This window comes from Synechococcus sp. RS9902, from assembly GCF_014279635.1.
Lineage (GTDB): Bacteria > Cyanobacteriota > Cyanobacteriia > PCC-6307 > Cyanobiaceae > Parasynechococcus.
Genome location: NZ_CP047949.1, coordinates 426774 through 444727 on the forward strand (window position 1 = coordinate 426774; position 17954 = coordinate 444727).

Consider the following 17954-nt stretch of genomic DNA (forward strand, 5'->3'; position numbering starts at 1 on the left):
GTGATGTGAGTGAGCCACCCTTCAAAAGGTGGCTCCCTGTTGCAGCAATCGAATGCTCTTACATCACTTCAGTGATGGAAACGATTTTGCCTCCCCGAGCATGGATGTACTTCATCTGGCTGCTCATGTCTTTCCCGGACACGACGTAGCTGTTTCCAGCTGTGCGTTGGCGGGAACGAGCTGCCTGAGAAGCAACAACAATTCGATACCGCTTCTTGGTGGGATCAGTTGCACCAGACTGTGTACCTGTGCGGTTCGCCCGGCTGGTGGTTTTGCTCCAGCCACTTGGTGCCAGCCCTGTTGCGACCGAACTCACCAAAGCGGAGCTGCCGAGGACCGTATCGCTTGCGGCATACCCTTCTGCCAGGCTCAGTTGACGGTTGAAGTCAACTTGAGATCGGCCGCTTTCGGTGAGGATTCGAGCGAATGGAACTGTGTCTTCACCAAAGGTGTTCTGGTATTCCTGGCTATCCACGTAGCTGGAGATTTCAGCCTCGTAGCCACCTTCGGCAAGGATCTTGGTGTGCTCGCTGATTTCGGCTTGGGACCGAGGTGCTCTCCCCAGGAAATGTTTGAAGTTCAGCTCGATAAATCGATAAGGCGCGCTGGTTTCGAAGAAACGACGCTTGTATTCGGCTGAAAGGCCCACAGCACGAACGAATTCACGTGTGCTCAGATAGCCATCGATGAACTTGCTTTCCGCAGAGATAACCCGTTCGAATTCCATCAGATGGGGATTGCCCATCACCTGTTTGTAGGTCGAACGAATCAGCGCGGCGAGCTGATCGGGACCGTCACCAGGGCAACGTTGGAAAGTTTCTTGCTCCCGCTGGCCGAGGCCGAAGGTGACATACATATCACCGCGCATGGGCGCAGAGTCTTTGCCTGAGGTGATGCCAGGTGCTTTGCTGCTGAACTGCGTGGCTGTAAAACTTCCAGACGATGGACGCAGACCAACAGGCTGACTAGGCAGGCTGATTCGGGGAGCTACTCCATTAGCAAGGCTGCGGGTTAGCGCCGGGCCTGCGCCGCGGGCACTATCACTGCCGGCGAAACTCTTTTGCAGAGCGGCCAGCATTGGGAAGGCTGCTGTTGATAGGTCTGCGGGCGAACTCCATGAACGGGCATAGGGCACCACGTCGCTGCCGAAGACTTCGAGGTATTCCGCGGAGTCAACGATGCTGTCGACCAAGCCGTCGTGACCTTGTTCTGCCAGAAGCGCAATTTTGGACGAGATTTCAGCTTGTGTTTCAGGTGCACGACCCAGCAGGTGCTTGAAATTCAGCTCGACACCCCTCTGTGGAGCAACGCTTCTGAAGAAGCGGTCTTTGTAGAAGCTTGACTTGGCCAGGCCGCGAACGAAGTCACGCACGCTCAATCGTCCGTCCCGAAGCTGAGCTTCCAATTCCGAGCAACGCTCGAAATCCATCACGTGGGCGTTGCCAAAAATCTGTCGATATGACGCACTGATCACGGTCTCCAGAGACGCGTCATCCTCTGGCGAGTAACACTCGCTTGTGACGCGATGGGGGCAGTCAGCGTGACTCCGGGGACCAACCCCAATCGCCATCTGATCACACGACTGTTTTAGAAATTCGCCAATGGTGAGAGCAGCGCTGAGTTCTGCTCCTCCCTTTCGCTGGAAGCGAACGGGATCATTCCACTTAGTGGTTGCGCCGAAACCACTGGAGGATTGGGTGCTGGCCATTGTTTTGGTGAGGGGAGATGAGAGCGTCGAGATAAATGCGGAGCTGGCTTAAGTCACCGGCGTAATGCTGGCGATTTTGCCGCCTTCGTTATGAATGCGTTTGAACTGCTCGGAGAGCTTGTCGAACGGCACGTAGAAGATGCGGTTGCTTCGTGTGTAGCGGGAAATCCGCCTGACATTGTTTGCTTTGTAGGCCGTGACCTCGACTCGATACGTGATGCCTTGATCGCCTGCGCCAACCCCGAGACGTGTGGGTGCGTCCTGAAGGTTGGTCGAGGGACGGAAGCTCCAGCCAGCGGTCTCTTTGGAGGATGGGGGAACCACTGCGATGGCTCGGTTCAGATAAGCCGAACCACCCAGCTTGCTCCTGTTGCCTGCAAGGTCACCCTTGAGGCTGCTGCTGCTGTTGCCGCGCAGCAACTGGAAGCTCCAGGTGAATTCCTGCAATGTGGCACAGCTTTCGGTCTTCCAGCCCCGCTGATAGGGGACCGTCCATTCTCCGAAGGTGTTTTGGTATTCCGCGCTGTTCAGGAAGCTGTCGATATCAGCCTCATACCCTTGGCTGTCCAGGCGATCGGCGTGCTCACGCATTTCTGCGTAGTCAGCAGGTGCGCGACCGAGAAGATGGCGGAAGGCCAGCTCGATGTAGCGGTATCGCGCGCAGTTATCAAAGAAGCGGCTGCGGTACAGGTCGCTTTTGGCAATGCGGCCCACCAGCTCACGGACGCTGATTTCACCGAGCTTGAACTGCGACTCTTCGACGATCTGCCGCTCGCTGTCCATCACGTAAGCGTTGCCAAGCACTTGCTTGTACACAGCACGGATGATCTGTTCTTTCCTGGCGTCCTCATCGCCTGGGATCAGCTCGAGAGGGGCTTCACTCTCTTCAGAGAAGCGTTCGACCCCTAGAAGCGAGGCTGGACCAAAAGGCATGAATTCACACGCAGTGGTTGGACTAATAGTCCTTCAGAAGCTCACGTCCGAAGAGCATTCTTTATAAACCTCAATCAATTGTGTCCGACTGTTGCGTCACGCACTGATTCACCCGCCTCGACGGCGATCTCGGCGGGTTCTGTAGGAAAAGTTTGGATTCAAATGGCTCCCTTTAGGCGTCCTGCCCTTGCTCCTTGATCAGGGACTCAAGGCTCGCCCTCGTTGTGGAGCGGGTCATCGGATTCCAGCAGTCGAGTTCCTGGACGGATCGACTGAGCAGAGCACCAATTTGATCCTCCAGCCCGGTGCAGAGCGAAAAGTCCGCCCCGCGGATCGATGTAACGGTTTCGAGGGCTGCCCCCTCAAGGTTGGCGCCGCGAAGATCGGCCATGTCCATCTCACAGGTTCCGAACCGGGTCCCCCTGCACATGGCTCCGCGAAACGTGGCTGATCGCAGGTCAGCGCCTGCTAGGGAAACGCCATCGAGCAAAGCTCCACTCAGATCTGAACCGCTCAGATACGCGCCCATCAACACGCTCCCCCTGAGGTCCATCCCGCGCAGATCTGTGCTGTTGAGAAAAGCCCCATTCAGTTTCGCCCCGGGCCCAACGGCACCGCTTGTGTTTAGTGCAAAGCCCTCAGGCACCAGCGTGGTTTGGTCATAACGGGCAAGGCGTAAGTCAGCGCCTTCGAGTTGGCACTGGCTGAGATTTGTGCCGCGCAGATCACAGCGACAGAGCTTGGCGTCTCTTAGGTCGAGCTCACCCAAGTCCTGACCACTCCAGTCAGCCCCTCGAGCATCGACTGGATTTGTGGCTGAGCTTGTTGCTCCGCAGGTTTCGGGTGCCGTCCACTCACGCAGATTCAGAGCCCCAGTTTTGGGCATCGACATCTCAGTTGCGCAGCATTGCGCCAACGATGGTAAGGAGCACCCGCAAGATTTCGAATCCACCGACGGCAAACAGGCCGAGCCAGAGCTTGAGAGCGAAAGCAGGGGGTTCTTCGTTCACCCAAGTGGCAGCAACCTCCAGTCGCTCTGACGGCGCCCCTTGATTGATAGGCGCCCGATCTTGAAGGGCGTCGCGCCAGTCGGTTCCGTAGCGCGGGAATTGTTGGTAAATCGGGATTTCCCCAAGGGGCCGCCCGGGCAGCACGCGCGAGCGCTGCTGCGGCACTAGGTCGTAGCCGAAGCTTTCCATGTATTCAGGGCTGTCGAGCATCGTGTCGACAAAGGCTGTGAAGCCCTTTTCGCCGATCACGATCGACCAGGTCCGGCGTTCGGCGTCGCCATGGGTCGGGCGCCCAAGCACGCGTCCCACCACCTGATCCACCATCCGGTAGTTGGAGCTGCATTGGTAGTAGCCCTGCTGGAAGCGTTCAGAGAGCAGCAGGCCTCGGATGAAATCCCGCACCGTGATGTTGCCACTGCGAAGTTGTGATTCCAGGAATGGTTCGCGATCACTGCGCATCGCATGGAAGAAGATCTGGCGGTAGGCCTGTTCGATCACGGCATCCATGTCGCTGCGGCTGGTGTCGTCACCTGCTGCAGAGGAGGGATAGAGCTGGCTCTGAACGGTGCTGTTGTCGCCTGCGAGATTGCTAACGCGGCCGTTTTGGGTGTTGAGCGGGTACCCAAGAAGCGGGATGGCCATGGGGTGCTCCGTGAGTAGAAATACTTGGGTGTGATCCTCTCTTGATCAAAAGCTTTTGGTGGTGGTGCTTATCAGCTCTTAACTGCAGTTTTGTTGAGCTGATCTCTTAGGTGTTGGAAGCAGTCGTTGATCAGCTGCCGGTCGTTCGATCGCGAGACCCCCTCCAGGGCCTTCTCCTTGAGCTGACCGAGGGCGATGTTCATCCCCTCGATAGGCACGTTCATTCGTCTGTACAGCTCCCGTAGGGCAGCCATGCCACTCGGGTTTGTAAAGCAGCTCTGGTTGCAGGCCACCGCATACGTGATCACGCGAAGAAAGTTCCAACAGTCGCGCCAGCAGGCCTCTGCCCTGTCTTCTGGGTGCAGAGCCCCGCCCGGTTGCACCAAATGCGGCTGGGTTGCAATCAGATGTGCCCGTGCCTGGTTTACCAGTTGATCCGATCGTTGGATCAGGTTGTCGGCGAGCGATACATCAATGCCGGAGACCTGGCAGATCGTTGTGAGCTCATCGCTCGAGAGCTGGCGCTGGGCTTGATCAGCACGCTCAAGAATGCTGCGCGTGGCCTGTGGCAGATCTTGGTTGAGGCTCAGTCCTTGAACCTGGGCGGTCTGCACCAGGGTTTTGAAGTCGGTGTTTTGAAGGTTCAAGGGTTAACGCTGGCCACCGGTGTAGCGATCAGCCAGCCGTGGCGTTCCAGGTAAAAAGCCCAGACCAGGTTGTCCCCCAGGCCAGGACAACGGCTGATGGCTGCTTCCGTGAGTTCAGTTGGTACCCCCAACTGCGTCAACAGCCAGCCGACTGCGTCGGGGCTTGATGCCGTCGCTGTGCGGATGGCAGATCCCACCACCCAGGTCAGGCGGGTGTCTTTGAGGTCTCCGTTGCTTTCTTCGCAAGCCAGCAGAAGGTTGGCTGCTGTGGTGTGTTGATCAAATGTCTCCTGCCAGAGCGCGATGTTTTCATCACGGAGGTTGATCCGAAAACAACCGTCTCCCACCGGTAGATCCAGCTCACCGCTGCTGCCGGCCTGGTTCTGCAGGGTGGCAATTCTCGGATCTGCCAGTGCGCTCATCGAGAAACGCCGATCAACTCGAATGTAACCAGTGTCCAGGAATTTCCTCGACCCAGTCAGCGGTTCGTGGGAATCGACATGGATCGGCTGTCATCCCCCAGGGTTCCTTTCAGGATTGGTTGTTGGAGGGCGCCTCTGAGGATTTCTTTTTCAGCACACCGGTGATTGTGGCTAGAGCAAACATGGCCAGCAGAGCCAATCCCAGGGTGAGGCTGGCGCCCTGAGCGACTCCAGCTCCAACAGCCACGAGGATCGAATCGCTGATCAGCACGCTGATCAGCAGAGCCGGAGCAAAGAGTCGCCAGTGGGTGCGGCTGATCCCGATGGCATAGCTGAGGAAATCAAACAGCCCGGTCATCAGCAGGCCTGTCATCAGGAAGAAGTTGCCCTCCAGCTGGTTTTTGCTGAAGCCATCGATGCGTTTCATCGCGCTGGCCCCCACCAGACGGCTCACCGGTCCGCGTCCCCAGCGGCGGGCAATGAAGAAGGCCGCGCTGCAGAACACCAGGTCCGAAAGGATGATCGTGAGGTAGCCCGCTTTGAAGCCCAGCAGCGAGCCGGCCAGAAGGGAATACACCGAACTGGGCAGCGCCGGCAGGATGATGCTCACCCCCCGCAGCAGGAACAGGCCGAGTGGGGCCCAGATGCCCATGTCATTCACGGCGCTTTGCAGCGGTGCGATGCCGTATCGCTGCAGATAAACGACGGCAACAATGAAGATGGCGATCCAGGCGCTGACCTTCAGCCCCGTCTTCAGCCTGGACATCTCTTCAACCGCTCGCAAGCCCTGGGGAATGTAGGCCAGTCATGGCTTTTCCCAGAGCCGTGGACACGAAGCTCAGCATCGATACCATCAGCGAAATTTCTCAACACGAGGCCAGCCCGGTGACCACCACCTCCCCGCGCACCGCGTTCGAGCAACAGCTGTGCACCCATCTGCTCAGTCTCAGTGAGGTGGTGGAAACGCTGGCGGATCGGTTGATGGAGCTGGAGACGCGGTTGGTTGCCGTTGAGGGCCAGCAGCTGGAAGATGCGGAGATCGCCGCGGTCAGTGATGACGCCGGTGAACTGCTCCTGGCCAGCGAAGAAAAGGTGCGGATGCTTCGGGATCGTCTGAGCCCAGGTGAGGTCGTGGAGCTTCACGCTGATCCCCACGCCGAGGAGGCCTCAGCAGAGCACGATCACGACACTCCAGAAGCTCCTGAAATGGAGATGGGGGGGATGGATGACGACCGAGTCGAGGATGAGGCCTTCAGTGATGAGCCCCTCAGCGGTGACACGGAATATGTGGATGATCCCCAGATCGATCTGCTCTCCGCCTGATCAGGCCAGTTCCAGCAACCTGATCCGGAAGGCAGCCACCTGGCGTGCCATGTCTGGGGAACTGATCAGGAAGGGGTGATCAGCCATCGCCTCGAGCACGGCTTCGAGATGCTCTTCCTGGCTGAGTTCAGCCTTGCTGCTGCTTCGGAGTTGCTTCCAGGTGCGGTCAAACACCATGGCGAAACTGTCGGCGTTGTCGAAAACGCGATCTGTGCCTGCATCTGGGGAGATGAATGACACGGCAGTTTTGGCATCAATGTGATGCCAGGACCCAGATTTGAACTGGGGGCGTTGCGACAATTCGCCCCTTTAAGCGCTCAATCTGTATAGCAGCGATACCAAAAAAGACGTTTTGAGGCGCTTTTGCTTGCTGCTCCCATACCGCTCCCATACCATTGGGATGATTTGCGGTAGGTCCGAACCACTCCTGGAAGGTGTTTCGGTAGGGGAACTCTATGGGACGGTCGCTGCCACAGGAATGGATTGACGGCACCCTTCACACCCTCAACGTGGTGCGCGACCTGGGGGGGAAAGGGAACATCCCACACACGTCTCTATCGGTCGTTCGTCAGAAACCCAGCGCGAACAGCAGAAAGACCAAGAACCTCCAGTGGCGCTTCCTGCCGGAGAAAGCAGATGACCCTCGTCCGTTTGCTGGCAAAACCAATCGGGGGCGGGGAAAGCGCATCTATATAGAGGGGACTTGCGGGACCACCGACCCCTGGGAAGCAGCAAAGGTCGCGGTCGCTGCCTCTCAAAAGAAGTGGCAGGACCTCCTCTCACAGTCCCAAGTGCGGGAAGTTGAGAAGCAACACGCTCTGTCGGTCTATTGGGAGCGTTGGTATGCCAAGGCGGAACTGGAACCACGGAACAACCGAAGTCGTTGGTTGAGCGACAAGCGGAACCTTTGGAACGGGACCACAGGCATAGGCGTTCAACCTTGGGCGACGGTCAAAAGCGTTGAAGCGATTACCAGCAACGACTTTCTGGAGTTCTTCCGTCTTGTTAGGGAGAACTGTGAAGCGAAGGGCAACTCAGGAGAAGAGACCAGAAGGCAGTACAAGACCCTCATCCGAAACCTCTTCAAAGAGGCGAAGGCAGATTTCCCTGCTCTGTCCTGCCCTGAATTCCCTGCGATAAAGAAAACCGTCATTCAGAAACGGCACTTCTCCCATCAGGACTGGGAGAACCTGGTTCGCGTTGCTGCCGAATTGTCTGGTGGTGCTGCTCGTCGGTCTCTGACGCCGGAGGAATACAGGGAACTGCCTTGGACTCCGACGAACCGGCAGAACGCTCGCAACTGGGTGGATTTGTATGACGCGCTCCACTTGGAGTGGTTCTACTACCTCCGAAGTGAGGACGCTCCTCGGTTGAGAAGTGAGTGGTTCAGCGAGCGACTGACCGATGCGGGGGAACCTCAGATCATCTGCTTCCTTGAGAAAACGAAGGGCGACAGGGATAAGCACGACACCTATGCCTACCGATCTGATGCGTTGGAGAACGTCCGCCGCATCCTCAAGAGGAAACCAAAGGGGTGGTTGAACTTCCCCCACATAAAGAGGACGGAAGGCAGCGAAAACGAGAGCAACGTTGGAGAGACCATCAACTTCCTTCTCAAGAAGGCATGTGAGAAGGCAGGCATCTCAACCCAAGGGATTGATTGGACTACCTGTCGCCACACCGCATTCCGCTTGACCCTGGAGGATTATCCAGAACTCGGGACCACTCAATACATCCGGGATTTTGCGGACAACGGTCATACGTCGCCAAAGATGCTGGAGGACCGTTATTTGCGCTTTATCCAGCGCGAGCAGACAGCAGCAAAGGCGCGAGCAGTAATCACTCCAGGGAAGTGGTCTATGGTGAAACGTATAGGTCCAATTGACTGATCTAAGTAAGTCCCAAAGCGCAATATCTTCGCATCAACAGACCGCAATAGTCGCTGCTCCCATTGCTGAGTGATGCTCACTACGAATGCTTGCCGATCAGTCCAATGCCAGCGGCAAACTGGTAAGCGGGATCCCCTTTGATGCCAATAAGACGCCATGAACCAACAGGTATCTAAGGGTTTCGATCGCATCCAGCATTTCAGGATTGTGCTTGGTGATATAGATCAAGAGTTCCTTGAAGTCCGATAAGTCCTGCTTTCCCATGGCATCAACTTGATCTTTTGCGCAGATCTCCTTCTGGACCTCTTCTGCCATTGCTATAAACTCGTCATAGCAAAATGGTCGTGTGCGATTGGTCAAAATTGCTTTCGTTGTTCTCATCTTCTCAGTGGATTAAGGTCTGATGAGTGTTCTTGAGGGCATAGTGCTCTTTTTTGATCAAGAACTTGAGGAGATTGGATTTATCCAGTCGATAGTGCCTGCAGAGATCATCTCTTTGATCCAGCAGGTACTTCTCTTGCTGCTTGAACGACAGCGTGGTTCTGATCGGTCGTGCCGGCGTGGTTAAGTTCATGATGGCGATTTTATGCTCAGTCAGTAGTATTTAGGTTCGTTATTCTCATGAGTCACGTCTTAAGGTTGCTTAAGACCAGTTGCTTTTAGCGGTCGCTAATGAACCCAACCTCATTTTAAATGACCTTTATGGATTGGCGCTTTGCGCCAATGCTTGCTCCGCAAGCATTCCGCTGGTTTGATTGAGTTAATCAGGTTCACTAGAACCCGATTTTGGCATTATCGGGGACAAAGATATTTATGCATAAAGTGTTTGCAAGGTACACTATTGTCAGCGGTTGAAAACAAACCTATTCTAGCAATATTAAGGAGTTTTGTCAAGTCAATGCCGCGGCATATAAGTTGACAAATTTGCATTTAGTGCTTATTATATGCAGGCAAGATGATGTAATCAGTCAAATGTTTATCGATGAAAGTTATATCGACCGAAAGTATCGGTTGGAGTTGTTTAACTCATGCATATACGCCCCAAAACTGAAACGAATTAATCCGGCAAAACCCCTCTACGAACTTGAGTGTCCTCTTTGCGGCGCTCCTAAGTCCCATCTGGTCTGGATGCCCCACAAGCGCACCTGGAAGTTCCTCTGCAGCACCAAGTCCAGTGCCAACTGCCAGTCGCAGATGGAGTTTCCAGTCCTGCTCAAAGCATGGTGCCCGGAACTGTTCCTCAGTTATCAGCGGGAGCGGTTTGAGACGGGCACAACAGGTGCTGGATTCAACTGCCCTAGACCAACCAACCCGCTTTCAAGGCGACCTCCGCTGGAGGTGCTCCAGCGTCTTCAGGGACAACGACATCGCCGATCCGTTGGCATCGCTTCAACCTGAGCATCTCTGGCAATGGTGTCTTGTGAGGCGTCAGAAAAGCGTTGCGACCTTATTTGTCATCCAAAACCTTCTCCACCACGGCGTCCTTCACCCTGTCCTGAAAGGTCTTGCCGTCTTGCTCAGGGGCAATCGCATTGGCAGTTGCTCTCAACAGGTCTGCCGTGATCTGTCTTGCTTCTGGGTTGGTGAAGAGCAGGAAACCCAGTCCAACCCCTACAAGGATCTTCAGCACGACACTGCCTCCTGTTCAGCAATGATCCGGCGGATCGTTGAGAGCGCCAGTCCTGTTTGCTCCCTGATGGACCTGTAGGAGCACCCCTCATCCCGAAGGCGCAGCACCAGGCGTTCCTTTGCCTGATTGGTCTTGGGGCGACCGCCAATGGATCCGCCTGTTGCCTTTCGGTGCTGGATTGACTCCATCACGCGATCCCTGGTCATTTCGCGTTCCACCTCATTCAGACCAGTCAGAAGACCGATGAGGACTGGCGCCATTTTCCCCATCGCCTTCGTGTTCACCAGTCCATCCAGCGTTCTGACGTGGATTCCCTTCTCCTGAAGGTCGTGGAGACGGTTGATCACCTCACGCTGGGTTCTGCCTAAGCGGGAGAGAGCGGTAATTACGAGTTCGTCACCTTCCACGACGGCGTTGAGTGCTGCCTGGAGTTGGTGGCGGTCTTTCTCTGCGGTGCGGGTGCTGACGATCTCTTGGAAAACCACAGCGCAACCTGCATCCTTCAGCGCCTTGACCTGAACCTCCAGACCCGCCGCCTGCTTGGTGTCACCACCGCCGCTGGTTCTTGCGTAACCAATGCTTCGGGAGGTCACTGTTCCAAAAAGGGTTGTTCCAGAAACAATAGCAACAAAACACCGTTATTGGAACGACTGAATCTCAGTTGCAGCGGTTTGGGTTGGGTGTTCTCGTTTCCGATCGGTTGTTGGAACACCTGCAAGTCCATGCATCTTCGGCAATGACTACTGAGATCCCTCAACTGGGGGAGGCGTACTTGCCTAGATGGATCCAAAATCGGGGCAGGTAGAAGACCTCCGTGACGGACTCGGCGAATAACCCTCTTGCCCAAGGTGCAGATCAGGCACCTGCTGGTTTGGATGACCTGCTGGCATCTGTCATCTCAGGCGAAGACGAGCAACCCAAGAAGCGAGGGCGAAAGAAGAAGGTCGCTGCTGCTGAACCCGAACCGACCTTCCAGATCGGTCAAAAACTGACTCTCTCCCAACTGGAGTCGTTCCTTTGGAAGAGTGCCGACATCCTGCGGGGAAGCATGGATGCCTCGGAATTCAAGGACTACATCTTCGGGATGTTGTTCCTGAAGCGTCTGTCCGATGCCTTTGAGGAAGCACGGGAAGGAGTCATCGCCTACTACCTGGGCAAAGGCAAATCCCAGTCAGAGGCAGAAGACCTGGCAGACGACCAGGACGAGTACGACAAGACCTTCTATGTGCCTGAGAAGGCGAGGTGGCAGAACCTCAAGGACCTCAAGCACGACATCGGTGCCGAACTGAACAAGGCGACCGAGGCGATTGAAGAGCACAACAGAACCCTGGAAGGGGTGCTGGTGTCCATTGACTTCAACATCAAGAACAAACTCAACGACCGCAAACTCAGGGATCTGCTCTCCCACTACTCCACCTTCAGGTTGAGGAACGAGGACTTTGAGCGGGATGACCTGCTGGGTGCTGCCTACGAGTACCTGATCAAGATGTTTGCCGACTCAGCAGGCAAGAAAGGCGGGGAGTTCTATACGCCTAATGAGGTGGTCAAACTCCTGGTAGCACTGCTGAAACCCCATGCAGGGATGCGGGTTTATGACCCCACCTGCGGATCAGGCGGCATGTTGATCCAGACCAGGAACTACCTGGCAAGTCATGGCGAGAACCCAGCAAACCTGCAGTTGTTCGGGCAGGAGATGAACCTGAGCACCTGGGCAATCTGCAAGTTGAACATGTTCCTCCACGGCGTCATCAGTGCCGACATCAGGAAGGGCGACACGCTTGGCGATCCTCAGCATGTGGAGAACGGAGAGATCAATCGTTTTGATCGTGTGATCGCCAACCCTCCTTTCTCACTGAAGAACTGGGGTCGGGACCTTGCTGTGAACGACGGGTATGGGCGCTACCGCTACGGGGTGCCACCGAAGGACGCTGGGGATCTGGCATTCGTTCAGCACATGATCTCGTCGCTGAATCAAGAAGGCGTCATGGGTGTTGTCGTCCCCCATGGCGTCCTGTTCCGTGGCGGACAGGAAGGCGAGATCCGCAAAGGCATCCTTGAAGACGACCTGATTGAGGCAGTGATTGGTCTGCCATCAGGGTTGTTCTACGGAACGGGAATCCCTGCAGCACTGCTGATCCTCAACAAAACCAAGAGTGTTGAGCGGAAGGGCAAGGTGCTCTTCATCAACGCTGAACTGGACTACCAGGAGGGCAAGAACCAGAACACGCTGAGGGATCAGGACATTGAAAAGGTCGTCGGGTGCTTTGACTCGTACAACGACATCAAGCGGTTCTCACGGGTGGTGCCGCTGGAGGAGATCAGGGAGAACGACCACAACCTCAACATCCGACGCTACGCAGACACTTCACCACCACCTGAACCCTTTGATGTGAGAGGGATCCTTCATGGTGGGATCCCGATCAAGGAAACCCATGACGAGTACATCCAGGAAATCCTTGCTGGGTTTGATGTGAGTGCTGTTCTGGTTCAGAAAGATTCCGAGTACCTGAAGTTCAAGGGCGAAATCAAAGAGAAGTCCCAGATCCGTCAGTACCTTGGCGATGCCTCTGATTCAGTAATTCAGCAGGTTGAGCGGTGGTGGGATAAGTACGGAATCTCACTTGCTCAGATCGATGCAGAGGTCAAAGAAGCAGAAGTAGTGATGCACGGATTCTTGAAGGAGTTGGGATATGAGTGAGTGGAAGAAGGGATTCTTGTCCGACATGGTCACGGATCCCATTACCTATGGGATTGTCCAACCAGGCGATTTCAGGAAGGATGGCGTCCCTCTCATTAGAGGAAAGGATTACATGCAAGGTTGGACAGGGGAAGGAGACCTCTTTCGAGTAGATCCAGGTTTGCATGAGAAGTACAAGAGGTCGAAAGTAACTAAAGGCGATATTCTCCTGTCAATTGCAGGATATGTAGGCGAAACGGCAGTCGTTCCTGAATGGATTGAAGAGGCAAATATCACGCAGACATCCGCCCGGATTCGTTGCAATGAAGGAATTCTGCTTGGCAAATATCTTTTTTACTTCCTCCAGTCGAATGAAGGCAAGGAGATTACAAAAAGATTCTCCAAGGGATCTGCTCAATCTGGTTTGAACTTGGCAGATATAGGGAAGTTTGAAATTCCAGTCCCCCCGCTCCCAGAGCAGAGGAAGATCGCTGAGATACTCTCTGGGATAGATGATCTCATCAAGAAGAAAGAAAGGCAGATCGAAAGTTTGGAGAATCTTGAAGTGAGCGTTTTGGATTTCCTCGCCAATCAAGAAATCAAAAAAGGGACTGACCTTGTCTCACTTGGCGAAGTCGTGTCTCCAAATAGAAAGATCACTTATGGGATAGTTCAGGCGGGACCCAATATCAAAGGTGGCATTCCTTACATACGAGTCACTGACATGTCTGAAGAAAAATTGGACGTCAACAAGATGCTTCGTACAAGTCCCGAGATTGCTAAAAAGTTTTCCAGATCGGAAGTGCAAGAGGGCGATATCGTAGTTGCGCTAAGAGGAATAATCGGAGTAACGCATCTCATTGACGAGCAAACTTCTGGCGCTAATCTGACGCAAGGAACTGCATTGCTGTCTAGGTCCGAAAAATTCTCGCCTCTATATCTCAACACCATATTGAGATCTCAATTCTGCAAGCAGCAGTTCTCGCTTCTCTCTAAAGGAAGCACAATTGTTGAGATAACACTCTCTTCCCTTGCTACGCTTAGGATCCCTCTTCCTAGCATTAGCACTCAAGAGCGTATTGCAAAATCTGTTTCGTCGATCAGGTGTCAAATAAATGCATCAAAAAAATCACTTTTATCTATAAAAAGCATGAAAAGTGCTGTTTCTATTGACCTGCTTTCAGGTCGCAAGAGAGTTGGGGTCTAATGGCAGGACCTGAGCGCGAACTCGTAGAGGCGCCTGCCCTTGAGCAACTCAAGGGTCTTGGGTGGCAGTACCTGGATGGCACAACGCTGTATCCAGAGAAAACGGATAAACGCTCATCTCTCAAGGAAGTCGTCCTCACGCCCAACCTTGAGCAGGCAATCCAGCGGATCAATTCCTGGATTAGTGAAGACAACCTCCGCAAGGTCGTCAGAGAAGTCACCCTGATCCAGACCTCCACACTCATGGAGGCAAACAAATGGTTCTGGGAGCGTCTCACCCAATATTTCAGCGTTGATCAGGACCGAGGCAGTGGTCGTCGTGGTCAGACGCTCAAACTCATTGACTTTGACCATCCAGAGAACAACGAGTTCCTCTGCGTGGATCAATTCAAGATCCAGGGTCCAGCGCAAAACATCATTCCCGACATCCTGCTCTTCGTGAATGGGTTGCCGTTAGGGGTTATTGAGTGCAAGTCGCCCTTCGTGACCGATCCCATGGCAGAGGGGATCAACCAACTGCGGCGTTACGCCAACCTCCGCAACCCAGGCGATTCAGAAGGGTGCGAAAAACTCTTCCACTACAACCAGGTGATGATCTCCACCCATCGCGATGGAGCACGGGTTGGAACCATCTCCTCGCCTGTTGAGTACTACCTGGAGTGGAAGGACCCTTACCCGCTTGAGAGCAAGGACCTGGGTGAGTCGCCAACTGCCCAGCAACTGCTGATCCAGGGACTGCTCACACCCAAGAACTTCCTGGACATTATTCAGAACTTCACCATTTACGAACCCGACAGCGGTCGCCTGATCAAAAAGATCGCCCGCTACCAGCAGTTCAGGGCAGTTCAGAAAACGATTGAGCGCCTCAAGGCACCAGGGGATCGCAAGAGCAAAGGTGGAGTCATCTGGCACACCCAGGGTTCGGGCAAGTCCCTGACGATGGTTTTCCTCACTCAGAAGATCCGTCGTGACCCCGAACTCAGGGACTACAAACTCGTCTTCCTTACGGACCGCACCCAGTTAGACGAGCAACTCACCAAGACCTTCTCCAATGCCCAGGACGAGGCAGTTCTCAATGCCAAATCAGTCAGTCATCTCAAGGAACTGCTGGCGAAGGATGCCTCTGATCTTGTTACCGCCACCATCCAGAAACTTCAGGAGGACGAGGACTTTGGGTTCGCCTGCCTCAACGACTCAGATCGCATCATCGTTTTGGCAGATGAGGCACACCGCACTCAGTACGGAACCCTTGGTGCTGGCATCAACGCTGCACTACCCAATGCCCCGAAGATCGCCTTCACGGGCACCCCGCTGATCGCCAATCAGAAGACCACTGGCGAGTTCGGGACCTACATAGACACCTACACGATTGAGCAGGCGGTGGCAGATGGTGCCACCACTCAGATCCTTTACGAGGGCAGGGAGGCAGAGACCAAGGTCACGGGCGACTCCTTGGATGCTCTCTTTGATCGCTACTTCCAGGACAAGTCACCCGAAGAGAAGGAGGCGATCAAGAAGAAGTACGGCAATGAGCGGGCAGTCCTGGAGGCACCCCAACGCATTGAGTGGGTCGCCCTGGATCTTGTTGAGCACTACCGCAAGACGATCCTGCCCAATGGGTTCAAGGCGATGGTCGTTACTGCCAGCAGAGAGGCAGCAGTCACCTACAAAGAAAAACTGGATGCCATCCCGAACGCACCCGAATCAGCGGTGATCATTTCGGGAGACCACAACGACAAGCAGCGCATTGCCAAATGGACCAACCCTGCTGACCACAAGGCAGCGGTTGAGAACTTCAAGAAACCGATCGGCGAGCACCCGCTCTCAATCCTCATCGTCAAAGACATGCTCCTGACGGGGTTTGATGCCCCCATCTGTCAGGTCATGTACCTGGATCGCAAACTCACCGACCACACCCTGCTTCAGGCAATCGCCAGGGTGAATCGGACCAAAGCGAACAAGTTCAGCGGATACATCGTTGATTACTTCGGACTGACCGACTACCTCGCTGAGGCGTTGGAGGTCTTCTCCAACACCGATGTCCAAGGTGCTCTGAAGAACCTCAAGGACGAGATCCCTAAACTCCAAGCAGCACACACCAGGGTCAAGCAGCACCTGAAGGGAATTGATCTTCAGGACATTGATGCCTGCATTGCTGCCCTGGCAGACGAACTCAAGCGTCAGCAGTTTGAGGCGGACTTCAGGACCTTTGCCAAGCAGGTTGAGATCGTCCTTCCTGACGCTGCTGCCAACCCCTTCCTTGCTGACCTCAAGTCACTGGGCAAGGTAGTCATCGGTTCCCGCAACCGCTATCGGGACGAGCAGTTGGACATCGTTGGGTGCGGCGAAAAGGTCCGAGACCTGATTGAGGAACATGTCCGTGCCACGGGCGTTGATCCCCGTGTTCCTCCAACCAAACTCTTTGATGTGGAGTTTGAGCAGGTCCTTGCTGCTCAGACAAATGACAGAGCGAAAGCGTCAGAGGTGGAGAACGCCATCAAGGCGCACATCAAGGTCAAGTTGGACGAAGACCCCGAGTATTACCAGTCCCTCTCGCTGCGCCTCCAGGAGATCATCCAGAAGTGCGAGAACCGCTGGGAAGAGTTAGTTCAGCAACTGCTGCTTTTCCGTGACGGTATGGAGCAGGAGAGGACCCAGCAGGACACAGACCTTGGTCTCACGGATGAGGAGGGTGCCTTCTATCGGGTCCTGATGAAAGAGGTCACAGAGGCAGTCGGCGATGGAGCGATGGACGAGGAAACCCATCAGCAGGTGCTGGACCTAACGAAGGAGTTGGTCGCCGAGTTCCAGGAAGCAACGCAGATCGTTGGGTTCTTCCAGAGAGATGACGAAATCAGATCTGCTCGGTTGAAGATCAGGAGAGCAATCCTTGATCAACCCTTCGGAACCAGGGATCTCGTCCAAGCGGTGACTGATCGCTTTATGGACCTCGCCAAGGTCAGGTTTCAATGACCGCTGTTCCTGAGGAGGTGCTGGGTCTGAAGGTTGAGGTGGTTCGTTCCCCGAGACGAACTGCTGCTCTCCATATCGTTGGCAGCGACCTCCAGGTGCGTGTCCCTAAGGATCTTGGCGATGAGCGGGTGGCAGCAATCCTTCAGCAGAAGCGCCCTTGGATCGTCAGCAAGGTCGCTGAACTCAAGCGAATGCCACCCCAGAAGACCAAGGAACTGGTCAGTGGCGAGTCATTCCCATATCTCGGTCGCAACTACCGCCTAAAGGTGCAGGACGGGCATCAGGTGGGTGTCTGCCTTTCAGGGGGATACCTGCAGGCGACTGTCCGCCCCACTGAGCAGGGAGAACAGCGCCAGCAGCGAATCCAGCAGTACCTGGACTCTTGGTACAAGTCCCGAGCACTGGAGCGACTCACAGACAAGGCAAACCGCTATGCAGAGCAGATCGGCGTGTCGCCTTCAAGCATCAGCGTGCGCAACTTCAAGTCCCGCTGGGGATCGTGCGATTCCCGAGGTCAGTTGCTCTTCAACTGGAACATCATCAAGGCACCTCATGCCATCGCTGACTATGTGGTGGTCCATGAGTTGTGCCACCTAGTCCATCCCAATCACTCCAAGGACTTCTGGGCGTTGGTTGGGAGGTTTGATGCGGCGTTTCAGGAGCACAGAGATTGGTTGAAACGCATGGGAGGGTCCTTGCTCTGAATTTTCTGCTGGTCACCCCTTGAAAGGGACAGCGAACAGTGAGTAGAACATATGAACTACTCGCAAGGAGGGACCGATGGCGGAAGAGGAATGGGACTTCGTGGATGGTCTGAAGAGCACCAGGTCGTCGTGCGTCTGTATGACCTGCCAGCACTTCTCCTATGTCTGCGACCAGCACTGCCACACGTTG

18 protein-coding genes are annotated in these 17954 nt (G+C 54.9%); 7 read left to right on the top strand and 11 right to left on the bottom strand.

Annotated features, from left to right (window positions below):
- Positions 1–58: 58 nt before the first annotated feature.
- The 7 genes from SynRS9902_RS02195 to SynRS9902_RS02225 all read right to left on the bottom strand — a co-directional run bounded on the left by SynRS9902_RS02195 (position 59) and on the right by SynRS9902_RS02225 (position 6128).
- Complete coding sequence (locus SynRS9902_RS02195; protein WP_186509810.1) at positions 59–1708, bottom strand: phycobilisome rod-core linker polypeptide; 1650 nt, start codon at positions 1706–1708, stop codon at positions 59–61.
- A 48-nt stretch (positions 1709–1756) separates the two neighbouring features.
- On the bottom strand, positions 1757–2641 hold the full coding sequence (locus tag SynRS9902_RS02200) for a phycobilisome linker polypeptide (protein WP_115080295.1): 885 nt from the start codon (positions 2639–2641) through the stop codon (positions 1757–1759).
- Between the two features lie 172 nt (positions 2642–2813).
- Positions 2814–3533, bottom strand: coding sequence for a pentapeptide repeat-containing protein (locus tag SynRS9902_RS02205; protein WP_186509811.1), 720 nt, complete (start codon positions 3531–3533; stop codon positions 2814–2816).
- Between the two features lies 1 nt (position 3534).
- Positions 3535–4293 carry a phycobilisome rod-core linker polypeptide gene (locus SynRS9902_RS02210; RefSeq protein WP_186509812.1) on the bottom strand — a complete coding sequence of 253 codons (759 nt, stop codon included), beginning with the start codon at positions 4291–4293 and terminating at the stop codon, positions 3535–3537.
- A 71-nt stretch (positions 4294–4364) separates the two neighbouring features.
- Positions 4365–4940, bottom strand: a complete 576-nt coding sequence (locus SynRS9902_RS02215) for a phycobilisome polypeptide (RefSeq protein WP_186509813.1) — start codon at positions 4938–4940, stop codon at positions 4365–4367.
- Positions 4937–5362: a hypothetical protein gene (locus SynRS9902_RS02220; protein WP_186509814.1), complete on the bottom strand. Its 426-nt coding sequence runs from the start codon at positions 5360–5362 to the stop codon at positions 4937–4939. Before SynRS9902_RS02220 ends, SynRS9902_RS02215 begins: the two co-directional genes overlap by 4 nt.
- Positions 5363–5471: 109 nt before the next feature.
- Positions 5472–6128: a TVP38/TMEM64 family protein gene (locus tag SynRS9902_RS02225; RefSeq protein ID WP_186509815.1), complete on the bottom strand. Its 657-nt coding sequence runs from the start codon at positions 6126–6128 to the stop codon at positions 5472–5474.
- Positions 6129–6247: 119 nt separating this feature from the next.
- Between SynRS9902_RS02225 and SynRS9902_RS02230 the strand changes: the two genes are divergently transcribed.
- On the top strand, positions 6248–6685 hold the full coding sequence (locus SynRS9902_RS02230) for a hypothetical protein (protein WP_255446173.1): 438 nt from the start codon (positions 6248–6250) through the stop codon (positions 6683–6685).
- Here the strand turns inward: SynRS9902_RS02230 and SynRS9902_RS02235 are convergent, their stop codons facing one another.
- Positions 6686–6925 carry a hypothetical protein gene (locus SynRS9902_RS02235; RefSeq protein ID WP_186509817.1) on the bottom strand — a complete coding sequence of 80 codons (240 nt, stop codon included), beginning with the start codon at positions 6923–6925 and terminating at the stop codon, positions 6686–6688.
- Positions 6926–7140: 215 nt separating this feature from the next.
- On the opposite strand from SynRS9902_RS02235, the gene SynRS9902_RS02240 reads away from it, so the two are divergent.
- Positions 7141–8574, top strand: a complete 1434-nt coding sequence (locus SynRS9902_RS02240) for a hypothetical protein (RefSeq protein WP_186509818.1) — start codon at positions 7141–7143, stop codon at positions 8572–8574.
- Positions 8575–8670: 96 nt separating this feature from the next.
- Here the strand turns inward: SynRS9902_RS02240 and SynRS9902_RS02245 are convergent, their stop codons facing one another.
- Entirely contained in the window at positions 8671–8955 is a 285-nt protein-coding gene (locus SynRS9902_RS02245; RefSeq protein WP_222929472.1) for a hypothetical protein, read from the bottom strand.
- A 747-nt stretch (positions 8956–9702) separates the two neighbouring features.
- Between SynRS9902_RS02245 and SynRS9902_RS02250 the strand changes: the two genes are divergently transcribed.
- Positions 9703–9972, top strand: coding sequence for a hypothetical protein (locus tag SynRS9902_RS02250; RefSeq protein WP_186509820.1), 270 nt, complete (start codon positions 9703–9705; stop codon positions 9970–9972).
- Between the two features lie 49 nt (positions 9973–10021).
- Here the strand turns inward: SynRS9902_RS02250 and SynRS9902_RS02255 are convergent, their stop codons facing one another.
- Both SynRS9902_RS02255 and SynRS9902_RS02260 read right to left on the bottom strand, forming a co-directional pair.
- On the bottom strand, positions 10022–10204 hold the full coding sequence (locus SynRS9902_RS02255) for a hypothetical protein (protein ID WP_186509821.1): 183 nt from the start codon (positions 10202–10204) through the stop codon (positions 10022–10024).
- Positions 10198–10797: a recombinase family protein gene (locus SynRS9902_RS02260; RefSeq protein ID WP_186509822.1), complete on the bottom strand. Its 600-nt coding sequence runs from the start codon at positions 10795–10797 to the stop codon at positions 10198–10200. The genes SynRS9902_RS02255 and SynRS9902_RS02260 overlap by 7 nt, the downstream gene beginning before the upstream one ends.
- 221 nt (positions 10798–11018) lie before the next feature.
- Between SynRS9902_RS02260 and SynRS9902_RS02265 the strand changes: the two genes are divergently transcribed.
- The 4 genes from SynRS9902_RS02265 to SynRS9902_RS02280 are packed head-to-tail and all read left to right on the top strand — an operon-like array spanning position 11019 to position 17764.
- Positions 11019–12902, top strand: a complete 1884-nt coding sequence (locus tag SynRS9902_RS02265) for a type I restriction-modification system subunit M (RefSeq protein ID WP_222929473.1) — start codon at positions 11019–11021, stop codon at positions 12900–12902.
- Positions 12895–14088 carry a restriction endonuclease subunit S gene (locus tag SynRS9902_RS02270; RefSeq protein WP_186509823.1) on the top strand — a complete coding sequence of 398 codons (1194 nt, stop codon included), beginning with the start codon at positions 12895–12897 and terminating at the stop codon, positions 14086–14088. The genes SynRS9902_RS02265 and SynRS9902_RS02270 overlap by 8 nt, the downstream gene beginning before the upstream one ends.
- On the top strand, positions 14088–17060 hold the full coding sequence (locus SynRS9902_RS02275; protein WP_186509824.1) for a type I restriction endonuclease subunit R: 2973 nt from the start codon (positions 14088–14090) through the stop codon (positions 17058–17060). The genes SynRS9902_RS02270 and SynRS9902_RS02275 overlap by 1 nt, the downstream gene beginning before the upstream one ends.
- Complete coding sequence (locus tag SynRS9902_RS02280) at positions 17057–17764, top strand: M48 family metallopeptidase (protein WP_186509825.1); 708 nt, start codon at positions 17057–17059, stop codon at positions 17762–17764. Before SynRS9902_RS02275 ends, SynRS9902_RS02280 begins: the two co-directional genes overlap by 4 nt.
- Positions 17765–17954: the final 190 nt, after the last annotated feature.

Excerpts from the sequence above, each read along its gene's own strand:
- SynRS9902_RS02195 (WP_186509810.1), bottom strand. The coding sequence starts at position 1,708 with ATGGCCAGCACCCAATCCTCCAGTGGTTTCGGCGCAACCACTAAGTGG.
- SynRS9902_RS02200 (WP_115080295.1), bottom strand. The coding sequence starts at position 2,641 with ATGCCTTTTGGTCCAGCCTCGCTTCTAGGGGTCGAACGCTTCTCTGAA.
- SynRS9902_RS02205 (WP_186509811.1), bottom strand. The coding sequence starts at position 3,533 with ATGTCGATGCCCAAAACTGGGGCTCTGAATCTGCGTGAGTGGACGGCA.
- SynRS9902_RS02210 (WP_186509812.1), bottom strand. The coding sequence starts at position 4,293 with ATGGCCATCCCGCTTCTTGGGTACCCGCTCAACACCCAAAACGGCCGC.
- SynRS9902_RS02220 (WP_186509814.1), bottom strand. The coding sequence starts at position 5,362 with ATGAGCGCACTGGCAGATCCGAGAATTGCCACCCTGCAGAACCAGGCC.
- SynRS9902_RS02225 (WP_186509815.1), bottom strand. The coding sequence starts at position 6,128 with ATGTCCAGGCTGAAGACGGGGCTGAAGGTCAGCGCCTGGATCGCCATC.
- SynRS9902_RS02240 (WP_186509818.1), top strand. The coding sequence starts at position 7,141 with ATGGGACGGTCGCTGCCACAGGAATGGATTGACGGCACCCTTCACACC.
- SynRS9902_RS02245 (WP_222929472.1), bottom strand. The coding sequence starts at position 8,955 with ATGAGAACAACGAAAGCAATTTTGACCAATCGCACACGACCATTTTGC.
- SynRS9902_RS02250 (WP_186509820.1), top strand. The coding sequence starts at position 9,703 with ATGCCCCACAAGCGCACCTGGAAGTTCCTCTGCAGCACCAAGTCCAGT.
- SynRS9902_RS02270 (WP_186509823.1), top strand. The coding sequence starts at position 12,895 with ATGAGTGAGTGGAAGAAGGGATTCTTGTCCGACATGGTCACGGATCCC.
- SynRS9902_RS02275 (WP_186509824.1), top strand. The coding sequence starts at position 14,088 with ATGGCAGGACCTGAGCGCGAACTCGTAGAGGCGCCTGCCCTTGAGCAA.
- SynRS9902_RS02280 (WP_186509825.1), top strand. The coding sequence starts at position 17,057 with ATGACCGCTGTTCCTGAGGAGGTGCTGGGTCTGAAGGTTGAGGTGGTT.